Origin of the sequence: Bacillus taeanensis (assembly GCF_003318295.1) — a bacterium.
GTDB classification, from domain to species: domain Bacteria; phylum Bacillota; class Bacilli; order Bacillales; family UBA6769; genus Maribacillus; species Maribacillus taeanensis.
In genome coordinates this window covers 13,004-28,553 of sequence record NZ_QOCW01000020.1, presented here as the reverse complement: position 1 = coordinate 28,553, position 15,550 = coordinate 13,004, and the positions used below count along the sequence as shown (strand labels likewise).

Here is a 15,550-nt window from a genome sequence, read left to right as displayed (position 1 = left end):
GTTGAAGTACGTGGTCCCATACATCCTTACAGGCGCAGAGGAAGCGTGGCTCCAACTAGAAAACGCTAACCGTTATTTTCATTGGTACATCGTGATTAGCAGTCTGCTTTTAAAAGTTCAATTTTATCATTGAAATAAAACTTGTTTTTCGTATATGGCGATAAACTAAACCAATTGCTCTTATTCGGTTTTTCTTTATCAAAGGTTTTTGGCAACCCTAATACGGTCGTATAATTTGGCTTTTCCCAACGAAATTTAGAACCTTTTCTTGCGATCATACAAGCAGCCGAACCATGAGAACTTAGTCCGTATCGCCCCATAAACTTCATATGACCAATTTGAGATGTGAAAGCAGGGTTCACTGGAACAGTTTGGACACCTTCTCGTTTAGATTTTGACTGTAACATCTCTTTAAAGTTTGAATAACCAAAACCAGACAACATACGCGCATATTTTCTTGATACTTCACCAAGTTGTTGTTTCTTTTTTGTGAAATCTAAGGCTTCAAATACAGTCGGTTTCCCGACTTTTTGGGCGTACTCTACAATGTCTTTAATGGCATCTCCTAAAGATACTTTCACTTGTTCAGACTTTCTATCGTACATAGGTACTTTAATTGTCCACTCTTTTAATGGATTTCCGAACCTATCAATTTCGCAAATAGATAGAAAACCTGCATTAAAGTCAATGCCAATAGATCCATTTAGATTCGTTGTAGTCACTTCTGGAATATCTATCTCTACGGTTGCGTAGACATACCAGTGCTCTTCTTTTTTTATAAATCGATAGGTAATGGCACGAAAATAACGCTTTTCTTTTCCGCTTTTTGTGAATCCTTTGTACACGACTTTAGCTTGATCTAAATGAGCTTGACCGTAGGGGAAGACCACATTCGGAAATGCGAGGTACTTTCCAAATATGTCTTCAAACGAATGGGCGATACGGAGCCGTAAGTTGTTCTCTAAATCATAAGCAGCTGTCTGGTTGCCGAATGTTTCATCTTTTGAACCTAAAGCCATAAATTGAGAGCTGCGTACTTGTTACCACTGCTTTTTCCATTCAGCATGGTTTTTCAGATGGTTTTCTTCTAAGTGAAATTGTTTATAAAAGAGTGCTTTTGAACCAAAACAAATGGGAATTCTCTTTTCCTTTTTGTAAACAAGTAATCTTTCAAGTTTTTGAGTCACATTGCGTAATTTTCGTTTTTTCTGCTGTAAGAAAAATTTGATGTTTCGGTACTTTTTCACGATCTCTTTGAAGGAGTCATGACAAGGAGAAATGGATTGAAGTTTTTTGAAAACCGTTTCTTTTTGTTTTTCCTTCCTTTTAATCATCGATTCAATTTCTTTGATTTTTCCTTTCAGCTGTTCAATTTGAAAATTCCTAGCTTCAATCACGCTTTTTACTTTTCCATCCAGCTGGAACTTTAATGCATTGTATTGACGAGAGGTAAGGCCGTATTGTTTTGTAAAAGATGTTTTGACAGTGTTTGGAGGGGAATGATGGATGTAAAGGAGAACAAATAGTTTGCGTTCGAACACACCAAATTGTTCTCCAAAGGCATTTAGATACTCATAGGCTGATTGGCTTTTAGTGAGCTGCAGGTCCTTTAACTTCGTCTGATAGGTTTGCAACATCGTCCAATGCCCCTTTCACTTTTTCTTGTAGAACTTTATTTTTGCCACTTTTTGTTCCGTATAATCTTCCAGAAAAACTAGTCACCACAGAAAGTAAGTCTTCTACTAATTCTTCTTGAATGGAGGACTCTTTTGATTTGTCATCCACAATCATGAGTTTCACACCATGGCTTTCAAAAAAAGTTTTTAAATAATGAAAACCAAAGCATGTTAATCGATCTTTATAACGGATCGCAACATCTGTGATGGTTTTATTTTTTGCTTTTTCCATGATCGTTGACAACCCTTTTCGTTTGTCATTTAATCCTGAACCTACATCAGAAATAATTTCGATATTGTCATAGATTCGCAAATCTAACTTTTGTTTAATGGCTTCAATTTTCCTGTCTAAATCTCCTTTTTTCTTTTGTTCGTGAGAAGAAACCCTCGCATAAATCACGAGATGACGCCCTAATATGTTGAGAGATTTTATCTCTTCTCCTAATAGACGTTTTATTTCTGACTCTGGAAATCTTCTTCTATCCGTTGGCGTACGAACAACTTCAATTTTCCCTGCTTTATCCCAACGTTGTAACGTTCTTGGGTTTACTCCTAAAAATTTTAGCCGCTTCTGATAAACTGTATAATTTATTTTCCATGTTTTTACTATATAGAAATGATTACCATTTGTCAATCTATGTGTATATTTATACCTATTTTATTTAAACTGTTAACAACCCTGCTATAAACCAAACAAAAAAAGCTAAAACAGCACTATCTGGACACTCTATCATCAGCTGTAGTGGATCATTCTTCTTTAACGTGAGAAACAGCAGGACAGTGGTTGAAATATCTTTTCCATCAGCAAAGGTTGGCAAACGGTAAAAGAATAAGGGACGATCCAATCATATTCTTTTTTCAAAGTATTTTCCTCCTACTTTCACTCTCTTTATTTAAGAATTGTAGATACTAGTCTAAACAGATCGTTATGATAATGAATACGATAAACTAAATTATTCTCTAGAGGAGAGCATCTTATTTAAGAAACAAATAAAATTCCTTCATCATCCATTACTAGTAAAGGAGGAAATTAAATGAGCGGGAATAGCTTCTTTGGTATGATCGAAAAGAAAACAGGCGTTAAAATGATGGAAGTTCTTAAATTAGCAAACTCCCTAAAAAATGCAAACTTTAAAGATGAACAAACCGTTCGAGGCGTTATTAAACAAGTTTCAAAATTAGCGAATCGCCCAGTACCAAAAGAAAAAGAAGATCAAATTGTCAAAGCAATTCTAACGAATAACATGCCGACAGATTTTGCTTCATTGATAAAAATGATGAATAAAAAATAATCTCTTAACAATAGCTATATTGATTAGGAAGCTGTCTTACCTTTATTCTATTCGAGAAATCCGCTTAAACGTTTCCTTATCCCTCAAAAAACTTGTCATGTTATATAACGAACATCGAGATATGATGACAGTGATCTAGTAAAATGATAAGTAGATAAGGAGAGTGATAACGAGTGGAAAGAAAAATAAAAATACTTCTGCTGCTTAATTTGTCAATTATCTTTACTGCATTCATTATTGGATTAACAAACAATTCAAGCGAGTTTTCAAATTTTGCCTTTGCGGTATGTGGATTAGGGTCCTTCTTTTCATTCACATTATTCTTGCTTAATTCGAAACGGATTGAAGAATTAAATTTATAATCACCTTTTTGGCCAGCCTTTGTTATGATCGTTTCGGCTGCATCAGGAAGCTATAGTTATTAGAAGCTGAACTTAAATGTCCACATATGAATTAGAAAAGCGTAAAACGCAATGCGTTTTACGCTTTTCTTTTCATACGCTAACTTTTTTTTACAAGAATAGGCTGTAAAAAATTATCCTTCTTGCTTTTCTAAATCTTCCTTTTTCCAAAGCTCGCCCGGCCAAAAAGAATATTTCCCAAGTACAGTTGTAATCGCCGGAACGAGGAGCGGTCTTACAATAAACGTATCGAGCAGTACGCCAATTGCCGTTACCGTGCCAAATTGGACCAATACTTGAAGCGGCAGAACAGCTAAAACAGAAAACGTTCCTGCTAAAATGAGACCAGCGGAAGTAATAACACTGCTCGTTTCTTCCACTCCTTCTGCAATTGCCTTTTTTAACGGCATCTTTTTGAAGTTCTTCCAGATGCTTGAGATCATGAAAATGTTGTAATCTCCCCCCAGCGCGACTAAAAATACAAATGCATAAAGCGGGATTAAGCCCTGCATGGCATCTGCTCCCATTCCGTAATGAATCACAAGCCAGCCTAATCCAAGCGCTGATAAAAATGAGAGAACAACAGTCACAAGCAGGTAAATCATTGCCGGAATCGAACGCAAATAGATTACCAGCAGAACTGCAATGATCACAAGTACGACAGGAATAATCTTGTTCTGATCACTGCTCGTAATCTTCTCTGTGTCGTACAATGTTGCCGTTTCTCCGCCTAACCAAACTTGTTCGTTTGATTGTGCCAAACCTTCATTTCCAAGTGCATCAGCTGCAGCTTCCTTTAACTCCGGAATTTTAGAAATGGCTTCAGAAGCATAAGGATCGATCGATAAAACGATGCTGTATTCTTTTATATTTGGCTCATGCTGTCCCGCTTTCGGTTCACTAACTTGTTCGATATAAGGAAGAGCTTCGATTTCTTCCTTAATCTTAGAACCGTTACCTTCTGAATTAACGATTAGTTGAACGGGCGCAATTTCCCCAACAGGATAATGCTCGGCAATAATGGCATGACCTTCTCGGGACGGCATCTCTTCAGGAAATGATTCAAACACACCATACGTATACTCGATTTTCGTAACAAAGGCAGCGAGTCCAACTAAAAAGACCATCGTAACGACAATAATTTGCCACGGCCTCTCCGTTACTAAGCAACCTGCTGCTTTGCTGAAACGACTGCGATTTTTTAACTTACGGACAGGCTTTCCTCGTTTTTGTTCGAGTTCCTTTATCATACTTTCCGTTCTTGGAATGAATGGAAAAAAGGCAGTTCGACCCAGCAGCGCAAGAATGGCAGGTAACAGCGTTAATACTGCAATCCCCATAATAATGATTGCCGCACTAAACGGCACAGCAAAGCGATCATAGGAAGCATATTGAGCGAGTGCTAAAGTGAATAATCCTAACGCGGTCGTTATGGCACTCATCATGATCGCTCCACCAGAATTTGCAAGCGCGAGCTGAAGGGCTTTGTATTTATTCGGTTCAAGCTGCAGTTCATCTCGATATCTTGAAATGAGAAATAAGCAATAATCTGTTCCAGCCCCGAATAAAAGCACGGTCATAATTGAAATCGCTTGTGCATCAACAACAATCCATCCTTTGCTTGCCATAAAACCTAACAGCGGACTAATCAAGCCATAAGCAAAACCGACTCCGATTAGCGGAACAAGCGCTAAAATAACAGAACGATACAGCACGATCAGCAGCACCAGCACAAGTACTACAGTTGCAAGAAGCAATGTTACATCTGCTTGACTAAATAGTTCGGTTGCATCAGTCTGAATCCCTACTGGACCTGTAAAGCGGACATGCAATCCTTCTGCTGAGATCTCTTCTGTAAATGGATTTTGCTCCGTGATGCTTGTAATTTTGTCTTTTAAAGATGTTAGTGACTCCTGCAGTTCATCAACCGAAGCTTCGGCATCGTAAAAAATCGGAGTTGTTAATGCAGCCCCGTCCTCGGATGCAGCCTGCATCAAAGCCTGCGGCGGCATATTTCCAAAGTCCGGAACCATTGATTGTCTCTCGAGAGGCTCTTCTTTTAGTTCACGGTAGAGAGCTTGAACAGACTGAAAATCCTGTTCATTTAACCCACCCGCGCGATACCAGACAACTAGTAACGGCAATCCTGTTTCATCTGGAAACTGCTCATCGGAAATTTTCGATGCCTCCACCGACATTGCCGTTTCCGGGAGTAATTGATTTGAATTCGTTTCTTCATCATTTACCTGGGGCCATACCGAAGACAGTAAACCTACAATTAGAACCCAAACAATCACTGTCATCCATCTGCTTTTTGATCCTGCCGCAACTTTTCCCATTTTGTTTAAGAATGTATTCATACGATTCTCCTTTGTTATGTACTTTTCAGCTTTAGACACTTACTTCCCCCGTTGATATACGCTTCCTTAACTTCCATATAAATTATATATACTGGTTAGTTAATTATCAACTAATAATGTGTTTATGCTATAATGAAAGACAATGAATGGTAAGGAGAGAACGGATTTGAATGCAAAAAGGAAAAAGTCACTAGGAAGACCTCGCTCTAGTGAACAAAAACAGCCAACGAATGTTATCATTCTCCAAACAGCAACGGCCTTGTTTTTAAAAAATGGGTTTCAAGATGTATCCATTGACGATGTCGCAAAAGAATGTAACGTTACTAAGGCAACGGTCTATTATTATTTTGAAAGCAAAGCGTCATTGTTTACTGAGGCAATGGTGCAGATGATGCTCCGTATCCGCAAATATATGGAGGCGATGTTAGTAGAAAATGAGCCTTTACGAATTCGACTTCATAAAGTGGCAGAAGCACATTTGAAAGCAACCTTTGATCTTGACTTAGACGGATTTTTAAGAGAAACGAAAAACTCTTTAACAAAAAAACAGTTCCAACAAATACAAGAGGCTGAGGAAAAAATGTTTGACGTACTCGAAAAAGCATTTCATAATGCGATTGAAACCGGAGAAATTCCTAAAGTCAATCCAAAGTTTGCGGCCCACAGCTATATTTCCTTATTAAAGGTAGGCAATTATCGTAATCCGGATCAAACCGCCATCTTCTCATCGATTGAAGAAACAGCTGAGAAGATTATCGACTTTTTCTGGAATGGACTTGCTGCCTATTAGCCTTAGGTTACCATCATCAAGGTTTGTATTACCCAGCGTGGACGATTCCTCCTTTTAAGAATAGTTTTTACTAAGACTAACGGATTCAGCTCTGAGAGAGGATTGTCAATCGTACATAAAATAACAATCACATTCACACAAATTTTAAAAAGATATTAGCATCAGTAAGAAAAACGCTCGGTCACTTCACAGACCAGAGCGTTTTCTGTATGACTTACATGCTCTACTTGAACTAAATCACCTCATACCAAACACAACCTTGCTTTCAACCTCATCCCATACTCCTATATTCTCAAGCATTTCTTTTGCATATTTTCCAGCAGGAACAGATTTAGGGATACCAATTGAGATTGTTTGATATAGCATTTATTTTGATTGTTTTCTCATTTTATTTTTCATTGATATATAACAGAATCTTCTTTATGCATGCTATATAACGCTTCTTTGGTGATTTTTAGGTAAGATTTAGCCATAATTCGTAAGTCAGAAACACATGCTGTTTTCATCTCTTTAAGTTCTTTTGCTAATTGGTCAAGTGCTTCCTGCTGCCAACAGTCTAACTCATTTTCATTCTTTGAAGCATACATCATATATTCCGTTAGCCTAGCCCATAATCGATCACTATCTGGACCTTCTACTACTAGTAAAAGCGAATCATCCTTCTTTAACGTTAGAAACAGCAGGACCATTGATGAAATATCCTTTCCATCAGCAGAAACCTCATCTTTATAAAACATCACCCTGCTTTTAAAAGTATTGGCAATTTTTACAACATCAAAGGCTTGGCAAACGGTAAAGGAATTAGGGACGATCAAATAATATTCTTTTTTCACTACATTTTCCTCCTTAAAATTTGTTTTTCACTTTCCAACTGCACGACTTAAACATCTGACTCCTTCTATCGATCTACTCAACATACATCGAAACCGTTTCCACCTTAGCTGATATTGAAAAAATTATATCTGTTATATAATAGATTACCAGATATTTTATCTTTTAGTTATTTTATGTAAAGAAACCTAACGAAGAATTTTTAAATCATCACTTCAACAATTTTATATTGTAAGTTTTTCTAACATTATTCTTGAGATGGTAAGACTTTGACAGCCTATCTCTTCTTAGAAGAAACAGGCTGCTAACAATGATAGTATTTGTGATTATTTAAGGTGTATTATATTACGAGCCACCTTCTAAAACTGACTTAACAGTCTCTTCAATTTCTTGGTAGCTCGTGCATCTGCAAATATTTGATTCTAACCATCCTGTTATCGTCTCATCCTTTGCATTCGGGTAACGTTTCGTTAATGCATGACAATTCATAATAAAGCCTGGTGTGCAGTAGCCGCATTGGAAAGCAAATTTTTCTACAAAAGCTTTTTGAATCGGCGTATCCTTAAGTCCTTCAATGGTTGTGATCGTGCTGTCGTCGGCTTCCACCGCGAGCATCAGACAAGACTTCATTGGCGTGCCGTCAACATCAACTGTACAAGCGCCGCAGTCTCCATTTAAACATCCTGGTTTCGCACCTGTTAACCTTAACTGTTCTCGCAAAACCTCTAACAGTGTATCTGCCGCTCTGATCATCACCGCTCTTTTCTCTCCATTAACATGTAAGAAAACCGTTACCTTACTCATTTCAGAAGCGTCCATTTTCTTCTCCTTCCAATGCTCTCAGCACATGAAGCAGTGTATTTTTTAATACAAATAACCGATAGTCTGAAGACCCTTCTGTATCATTCAGAATTGGCTGAGGTAAATAACGAAAAACGAGCTGCACTCTTTCTTCATATGGCAGCTGTTTTTCATTTAACACTTCCTCTATTTTTTGAGAACGAAATGGAAATGGACAAACACCGCTGAAAGCCACTCTCATTTTATCTTCTTTTTTTATAGATGCGACCGTAACAAGCGGATAACCTGTATCCCACTGCTGGCGTTTTTTAATGCTAACATAGGGGACTTCAAGATAACTTTTGTCTGTTAGAATTTGAACGAGAAATTCCCCTTTTTCTAACTGGAGCTGTTTATTAAATACAAGATTAATAGGAAGCTCCCTGATTCCTTTTTCACCCGCAATAACTACTCTGCTATCAGACAGTAGAAGCGGCAGAACAGCTTCTCGATAAAAAATTTGACCGCAAATATTTCCGCCTAACGTAACCTTATTTCGTGCTGTATGATCAGCTACCTCACTCGCAGTTTTACTTAACAGCGGAAATAGATTCTCCTCCTCAATTTTAGTTAGCGACAATGCGGACCCTATCACCAAGCGATTTTCTCTAATCGTTAGGACTGAACATTCTGGAATGCCTTTTATATCAATCACAGCCCTTGTATAAACAAGATTTAGCCGTCCTAGTGTAATAATTTCAGTGCCTCCTTCATCCTCCATATGAGCTCAGGAATAAGCGGTAGATGGTAGAGGTCTACTTCAGCCGCAATTGATAAGCTGTTCGCCAAAGCGGCCGGCATGCCAAGTAATCCATGCTCGCCAACACCGCGCGCTCCATATGCAGCATCAATTTGAGGAGTTTCAACAAAAGCAGCGAAATAGTTCGGATGCTCCCCATAGCGAAGCGGTCGGTAGGTGCGGAGCTGTGGGTTCAAGACTCTTCCCCATTGATCAAATTGAAAGGTTTCCCGTCCGGCAAATCCAAGTCCCATACTCATCGCTCCCATTACCTGTCCTTTCGCCGCTTTATCATTTAACACCCTGCCAATATCAATCACGGAAAAAGCGTTTATAATTCTGTACGTATAGTCTTTGGGATTAAATTCAACCTCTACTCCTTGAGCCCCTACTGTCCATTCTGGTCCTGTTTTTCCTGCACCTGTTTCTCGGTCAAGCTTTGTCATATGACGTAAAATATAGTTTCCTCTGCCGATAATCTGTCCGCCAATCGCATTTCCATTTGGATATTTATAACCGTACGCCACGTCTTTTATGGCCACACTAATGCTCGGGTCATCTCTTAGAAAAACCTTCCCATAGCCAACTTCTAAATCCTCTGGGGAACACCTTAATACACAGGAAGCAATTTCTTTTAATTGTTTAATCACATCATCAGCAGCTTCCATTAAAGCTCTTCCTGCCATAAATGTCCCTCTGCTTGCAACGGTTTTCCAATGCTCTGGCGTTGTTTGTGTATCCACCTTCATTCTCACATGGATGTGATCAATATCCATTTTCAGCTTTTCAGCAAGCATTTGTGCAAGCACTGTTTTCGTTCCTGTACCGATTTCTACAACACCAGACAATAAATTAATACTGCCGTCAGAATTAAAGGTTAAAATAACGCCTGAACTAGCATCAGGATCAATTGTAGAAGTTTTCCAAACACAGTTAATCCCTTTTACCCGTATTTTAGTAGAACTTACTTCGACTCTTTCTCCTTCTTCCCAATTCATCATTTCTTTTAATTTTTTAATACATGCTGGTAGATCTCCAATAGTGCTTGCATTAAGAAGTACTTTAGTCGGTGTTGTATGGCCAGGTAAAATGGCATTTTTCATTCACAATTCGAGAGGATCCATCTTAAGCTTTTTTGCAAGCAGATCCATTGTTCTCTCAAAAGCAAACAATACCTCTGAATGGCTAAAACCACGATAAGGAGATGCATATGGGTGGTTCGTATACATCGAAAGGGAATCACACCAGATGTTTTCAATATGATATGGACCTGTGCAGTCAACAGCTGCAGCCCGACTGAGGTCAGGTGCTTTATCTGCATAAGCACCGCCGTCAATTAAATACAGCATTTCCGCAGCTTTTAGCTTTCCATCTTGTGTACAGCCGAGTTTCACTTTAGCATCAAGTCCAATATGACACGGTGAAGTAATTAAATCTTCTTCTCTTGTATTTAGAAGTTTCACCGGCCTTCCTTCTACTGCTTTTGAAGCTAGATATACGAGAAACTCTAATTGTACAGAAGATTTTCCTCCATATCCCCCGCCAACTAACGGTGTGTTGACAATCACTGTGCCAACATCCACATCAAAATAAGTGCCAATCAATTCCTTAATCATAAAAGGCGCCCGAGATGAAGCCATGATTTCAATATAGCCATCCGGATGAATTTCACAGGTCGCACATCTTGTTTCCATTGCCGAATGATCAGATGGAGAAAAAGAGAAAGATGATTCAACAACTACATCACTTTCCTTAAAACCCTCTTCTATACACTTCCTTTACGGATTTTTGTGCGGTGTGCAATATTTGTACCCTTTTCTGGATAGACCCCTTCTTCCTTATGATAGTTTCCTAAATTAGGATGGATAAGCGGGGCCTCATCTTGCAGCGCTTGAGTTGGGGAATTTACTACTGGAAAGGGTTCATATGTAACTTGAATGAGGTCTGCGGCTCTTTTTGCAAGAACTGGCGTATCAGCAACAACAACAGCAACAGGTTCCCCATGATAACGCACTTTTTCCACAGCAATTGGCGGATGATCACGGATATTTCCTCCAGTAAGCGGAAAATGCTCTCCGGCTAGAATTGCTCTGACTCCAGGAACTTTCCAAGCCTTTGAAGTATCTATTTTTTTAATAAGAGCATGCCCATAAGGACTTATGACCATTTTCGCGTGAAGCATACGAGGTGATTGGTAATCATTTGTATATTTCGCGACCCCTGCCACTTTATCAAACGCTTCTTTTCGAGGAATACTTCTGCCAATTATATTCAACTTTTCCCCTCCCTCACATCAAAACCTGCTGCTTTATATAAAGCGAACTTAAACAGAATTTGTCTTATTATATGTATGACAAAACCTTAAATTTTTTCATAAAAACTTTGGTTAGATCGGTTTTTGCTTTATAAGTTCTTAATAGGTGCCAGTCAAGGGAATGAATAGGAAGATTGCAGACAGAAGATAATAAAGGAAACTAACGTAAAAGGAGGAACGACTCATGACACAAGAAAACAACAAACGTGAAAGAACTTCAGGCACAGCAAATAATGATATGAATCGAGCATCATTTGAAGATCGTTTAAATAGCGATAATTCATTTAGCGATCAAGGCTTAACTAATGCACACTTAACGCGCGAAGCTGTAAAGAAGAAAGATTCCTATCAATAAAGATAAAAAAGACAACTGCTTTTAGTTGGCTGACTCTTTATACTTCGAACCCTGCTGCTATGGCAGCTTTTTTATTTTTTCACTCCCAGAAAAATTTGAGTAAAAGGAAAATGATTAAAACTAATAAGAAGGTACGGGCTATAAAGCACGTACCTTCCTGCCTCTTTTTTCAAAAATCCTCCGCTTCAAACATCCCGAAGAATATTAAGAAGCGGGGAGTTCAAGATCAGTCATTCGTCTTTCCTAACCGACTCGTCTCTAGAAGCTACCAAAAATGCAAAAATGATCGATATAATTAGTAGGATAAAAGGGGCGACGAATATTAAAAATTCATGCATATCTAAACCTCCTCTTACTTCCTTTTTGAATTGCCTTCAACATATTCGCTATTAAAAAGAAACAACCTCAACAAAAGATATAGCGAAGGAAGTAATAAGCCTAACCCTGCTATAAAAACAACAATAAGAGAAATTGCCATTGCTTCATTTGTAAAGCTGTCATAAAGAGTTAAGTGCGGATAAAGCAAGAATGGATAATGAGAAATACCGTATCCAAAAAAGCGAATATAAATTGTCCAATTAATAACCAAAATGCTAAACCGTATTTTATACGCTTCCAAACGAGCCATACTGTACCTATAAATAAAAGGAAAGATAAACTAAACATCCACCATAAATCCAAGATTCGATTAAAGTGCTCTTCATTGTTAGAAAGAGTGCTTTTTTATGATAGATATGGTTCGAGCCTCTTAATAATCGGAAAGCTGCAATCGATGCAAGACAAAGGCAGCAGTCATAAAGGCTGTGGCAACAACATGAGCCACTTTTATCGGCATCGCTGGATTGAACATAGCGACTAGTGGATTCACATTGGCAAGTTGTCCGTTTATAATATCGAAGCCCTGTGGTGCATTCATAAATGCATTGACGATTGAAATAAAAACAGCAGAAAAAGACGCTCCAATCGCTACTGGAACCAATAACAACAAGTGTTTCCGCGGATTATCAAATCGATCCCACGTATATAAGTAGATACCTAAGAAAATTGCTTCAAAAAAGAACGCAAAGGTTTCCATAAAAAGCGGAAGTACGATGACATTTCCGGCAAGCTCCATAAAGTGCGGCCATAACAATGAAAGCTGAAGACCGATACCTTTCCCGTTACAACACCAACAGCAACGCTGATGACAAAACCGCGAGTCCAGCGTCTGGCTAACAGTATGTAATGTTCATCATTTTTCTTGATCCCGACCCATTGAGCGATCATAATCATGAGCGGTATCCCGACTCCGAGTGTAGCGTAAATAATATGGAACGAAAGAGTAAGCTCTGTCAGAATCCGGCTGTAAAATAATGAATCCCCAGTACCCAAATCAATTCCTCTCCTTTTATTTATTAACTCAAAAGCCTACTCAGTATGGAGATGAGCATAATCGATGCCACTCCAAAAGAGAGCCCTATTAATTTTTTCTCATGTTTTTTATACATACTCATACAACTCCTAACTGTCAGTTTATCCATAAGGAATATTATTAGACATTTAGATCTCTGTTTGTTTAAAACTAATTAAGAAGGAACGTAATATAAGAAATATAATACTTCACAAATCAAAAAATCGAACAGTTAGCGTACCAAAAGACACGCCCTGTTCGACTCCCTTTATCCTTTATTCTATTCTTATAGGCGACAGCTTAATCATTCGGAAATTGTGTAATTCGGAAGCGTTGCGATCTCTTCTTCAGATGCCGGATAAATTCTAACTGCTTGTCCTCCACCGGCTGCAAGAGAAGCTACTATAGTATCCTTAGCATCAACAATAACTGTGTCTATCGAAACTGAATTAGGGTTCGTCTCCCAATCAGCTCCAGGATCATCTGAATAAATTTCAGCCACATATTTCTGATCGTTATCTAAGAAACTAAGTTCTATGTCTAAATTTCTAGCATGTTCATCTGTTGTACTTCCAATATACCATTCTTTACCACTACGACGAACAACCGTAACATAATCACCAATTTCAGCATTTGGAACCATAATATCATCCCATGTTACTGGCACATCTTTAATAAATTTAAATTCAGGTAATATATTACCATCTTCATCCTTATAATTTGATGGTAAATCAGTAACCATCTGTGTTCCGCTAGTAATTGTCACATATAGAGCTAATTGTTGTGCGCGAGTAGTATGAACGCGATTATTTGGCTTATTAGCAATTTGAACATCGAATATACCAGGGTTATAATCGATAGGTCCGGCCATCATTCTAGTAAATGGAAGAATCGTTAAATGCTCAGGCGGGCTGCCTTTACTCCAAGCATTATACTCCATTCCCATAACTCCTTCACGACTCATCCAGTTAGGATATGTACGATAAATTCCAGTAGCTTTAATTGGTTCGTGAGTATTAATCATGATCTCATGTTCAGCCGCTTTCTTTACAGCTTCTAAATAATGATTAACCATATATTGACCATGATGATGTTGGCCTGCCGGATCTTTCATTCCATTGTCAGCCACATAACCACTCTTAATGGCGTTAATACCTAATTTCTGATAGAGATCATATGCCTTATCCATCTGATCCTCATAATTTTGGATATCTCCGCTCGTTTCATTATGAGCAATATACTCTACACCATGTTGGGCTGCATACTCAACAACTTCTTTTAAATTAAAGTCAGGGTAAGATTTAGTAAAGTTAAATACATCTCCATTTTGAGTCCAATCCCCATCCCAACCTTCATTCCAACCTTCAACTAAGAGACCAATATTTTGATTTTCACTATCAAGATATTCATAGGCAAAGTCAATGTATTGTTTTGCATTTTCTGTTGTTGCACCATGCTTTGGTCCTGATCCCCATGTTGATTTACCAATATGCATTTCCCACCAAATACCTACGTATTTCATTGGCTTAATCCATGACGTGTCCTCTAAAGCATTTGGTTCATTTAGATTTAAAATCATATCAGATTCTACTAGATCTCCAGCATCTTCTCCAACTTGAATAGTTCTCCATGGCGTTTTTATTGGGAAAGAATCTTTCTTTACTTTTACATTACTATTTGGCCATGGCGCTAAGGTACTTATTAACGTATACTCTTCTTCTCCTTCTACTGATTTTAAGGCCATACCAGCATAATCGATTAAAGCTGCCTCATGCACAGTAAGATGTATTCCCTGTGGTGTTTTCATTGTAAACGGAGTACTAACCTCTTTTACTTCACTTAAAGGGGTTTCCTTGTAGTTATATTCATAGCTATCCCAATCATTAGGAATCCACCAAGAAGTATGATTATTAGCAAATTGAAATTCAGTATCTTCAGATATAATCTCAATGTTATTACCTAAACTTCCCTGTTTAGGTAGAATATATCTGAAGCCTACCCCATCATCATAAACCCTAAATACTAAATTCATCTTTCTATTCGGAGGCTCTTTCTCTTTTAAATAAATTGTTACTTGTTCATAATGATTTTTGATTTTGTCCTTCTCTCCCCATACAGGCTCCCAAGTATTATTAAAACTTTCAGTAGAAGTTTTTACGATCTCAAAATCCCCATTTAATGGTTTTTGATCTTTAAACTGAAATCCTAAAGATGAAGGTTTAATAAGAGTCACCCCATTATAAGAAAGCTGATAATGGGGTGTACCATCATCAGAAAGATGAAAATTCAAATTAACCTTACCATTAGGTGAACCTATTGATACCTTTGTTTCTGGCTCATTTTCCCCTGAGCTCTCCAAAAAACTTCCTGGTACATTTTTTGTTACTAAAATAGGCAGTACTAAAACTAGTGCTAAAAGTAGTATCAGTATAACTCTCTTTTTATTAACCATGTTTTTCTCCTCATCATTTTAAAATACTCATTTGGCCAATTCCTATCAGGATCGTCTCATACTATCATTCACTAAAGACTACTGCTTACTCAAATAAAACCCCTTTCCTA

Annotated in this window: 14 protein-coding genes and 3 pseudogenes; 3 read left to right on the top strand and 14 right to left on the bottom strand. The window is 37.9% G+C overall.

Annotated features, from left to right (window positions below; genetic code table 11):
* Positions 1-95 precede the first annotated feature (95 nt).
* From DS031_RS16565 to DS031_RS23370, 4 genes are read right to left on the bottom strand one after another with little or no spacing between them, the layout of a single operon-like run.
* Complete coding sequence (locus DS031_RS16565) at positions 96-1,019, bottom strand: IS200/IS605 family accessory protein TnpB-related protein (protein WP_113807178.1); 924 nt, start codon at positions 1,017-1,019, stop codon at positions 96-98.
* A 21-nt stretch (positions 1,020-1,040) separates the two neighbouring features.
* Positions 1,041-1,637, bottom strand: a complete 597-nt coding sequence (locus tag DS031_RS16560) for a magnesium transporter CorA family protein (protein ID WP_113807177.1) — start codon at positions 1,635-1,637, stop codon at positions 1,041-1,043.
* The gene (locus tag DS031_RS16555; protein WP_220182095.1) at positions 1,591-2,310 is read right to left on the bottom strand and encodes an IS607 family transposase; all 720 of its coding nucleotides are present in this window, start codon (positions 2,308-2,310) and stop codon (positions 1,591-1,593) included. The genes DS031_RS16560 and DS031_RS16555 overlap by 47 nt, the downstream gene beginning before the upstream one ends.
* A gap of 28 nt (positions 2,311-2,338) precedes the next feature.
* Entirely contained in the window at positions 2,339-2,521 is a 183-nt protein-coding gene (locus DS031_RS23370; RefSeq protein WP_142675788.1) for a hypothetical protein, read from the bottom strand.
* A 189-nt stretch (positions 2,522-2,710) separates the two neighbouring features.
* On the opposite strand from DS031_RS23370, the gene DS031_RS16550 reads away from it, so the two are divergent.
* On the top strand, positions 2,711-2,968 hold the full coding sequence (locus DS031_RS16550; RefSeq protein WP_113807176.1) for a stage VI sporulation protein F: 258 nt from the start codon (positions 2,711-2,713) through the stop codon (positions 2,966-2,968).
* A gap of 535 nt (positions 2,969-3,503) precedes the next feature.
* On the opposite strand, the gene DS031_RS16540 is transcribed toward DS031_RS16550, so the two are convergent.
* Positions 3,504-5,729 carry an MMPL family transporter gene (locus DS031_RS16540; protein ID WP_113807174.1) on the bottom strand — a complete coding sequence of 742 codons (2,226 nt, stop codon included), beginning with the start codon at positions 5,727-5,729 and terminating at the stop codon, positions 3,504-3,506.
* Positions 5,730-5,895: 166 nt separating this feature from the next.
* On the opposite strand from DS031_RS16540, the gene DS031_RS16535 reads away from it, so the two are divergent.
* Positions 5,896-6,519, top strand: coding sequence for a TetR/AcrR family transcriptional regulator (locus DS031_RS16535; protein ID WP_181833197.1), 624 nt, complete (start codon positions 5,896-5,898; stop codon positions 6,517-6,519).
* Positions 6,520-6,756: 237 nt separating this feature from the next.
* Here the strand turns inward: DS031_RS16535 and DS031_RS24250 are convergent, their stop codons facing one another.
* The 5 genes and pseudogenes from DS031_RS24250 to DS031_RS16510 all read right to left on the bottom strand — a co-directional run bounded on the left by DS031_RS24250 (position 6,757) and on the right by DS031_RS16510 (position 11,204).
* A complete protein-coding gene (locus tag DS031_RS24250; protein ID WP_425451982.1) occupies positions 6,757-6,885 on the bottom strand; it encodes a substrate-binding domain-containing protein in 129 nt (42 codons plus the stop codon).
* A gap of 29 nt (positions 6,886-6,914) precedes the next feature.
* On the bottom strand, positions 6,915-7,352 hold the full coding sequence (locus DS031_RS16525; RefSeq protein WP_113807172.1) for an HPr family phosphocarrier protein: 438 nt from the start codon (positions 7,350-7,352) through the stop codon (positions 6,915-6,917).
* A gap of 343 nt (positions 7,353-7,695) precedes the next feature.
* Positions 7,696-8,169, bottom strand: a complete 474-nt coding sequence (locus tag DS031_RS16520; RefSeq protein WP_425451981.1) for a (2Fe-2S)-binding protein — start codon at positions 8,167-8,169, stop codon at positions 7,696-7,698.
* Positions 8,156-8,911, bottom strand: a complete 756-nt coding sequence (locus DS031_RS16515) for an FAD binding domain-containing protein (RefSeq protein WP_113807171.1) — start codon at positions 8,909-8,911, stop codon at positions 8,156-8,158. The genes DS031_RS16520 and DS031_RS16515 overlap by 14 nt, the downstream gene beginning before the upstream one ends.
* A pseudogene (locus tag DS031_RS16510) lies at positions 8,875-11,204 on the bottom strand (xanthine dehydrogenase family protein molybdopterin-binding subunit). The gene DS031_RS16515 and the pseudogene DS031_RS16510 overlap by 37 nt, the downstream one beginning before the upstream one ends.
* Before the next feature lie 223 nt (positions 11,205-11,427).
* Between DS031_RS16510 and DS031_RS23780 the strand changes: the two are divergent.
* Positions 11,428-11,598 carry a hypothetical protein gene (locus DS031_RS23780; protein WP_181833196.1) on the top strand — a complete coding sequence of 57 codons (171 nt, stop codon included), beginning with the start codon at positions 11,428-11,430 and terminating at the stop codon, positions 11,596-11,598.
* Positions 11,599-11,828: 230 nt separating this feature from the next.
* Here DS031_RS23780 and cydS read toward each other — a convergent pair whose 3' ends face one another.
* From cydS to DS031_RS16495, 4 genes and pseudogenes are all read right to left on the bottom strand, one after another.
* On the bottom strand, positions 11,829-11,936 hold the full coding sequence (cydS, locus tag DS031_RS24715; protein WP_425451980.1) for a cytochrome bd oxidase small subunit CydS family protein: 108 nt from the start codon (positions 11,934-11,936) through the stop codon (positions 11,829-11,831).
* Between the two features lie 14 nt (positions 11,937-11,950).
* Positions 11,951-12,306 (bottom strand): annotated as a pseudogene (locus DS031_RS24245) (cytochrome d ubiquinol oxidase subunit II); the annotation flags it as partial.
* Positions 12,279-12,969, bottom strand: a pseudogene (locus DS031_RS16500) (cytochrome ubiquinol oxidase subunit I); the annotation flags it as partial. The pseudogenes DS031_RS16500 and DS031_RS24245, both read right to left, overlap by 28 nt.
* 323 nt (positions 12,970-13,292) lie before the next feature.
* The gene (locus tag DS031_RS16495; protein ID WP_220182094.1) at positions 13,293-15,347 is read right to left on the bottom strand and encodes a glycoside hydrolase family 97 protein; all 2,055 of its coding nucleotides are present in this window, start codon (positions 15,345-15,347) and stop codon (positions 13,293-13,295) included.
* Positions 15,348-15,550 lie beyond the last annotated feature (203 nt).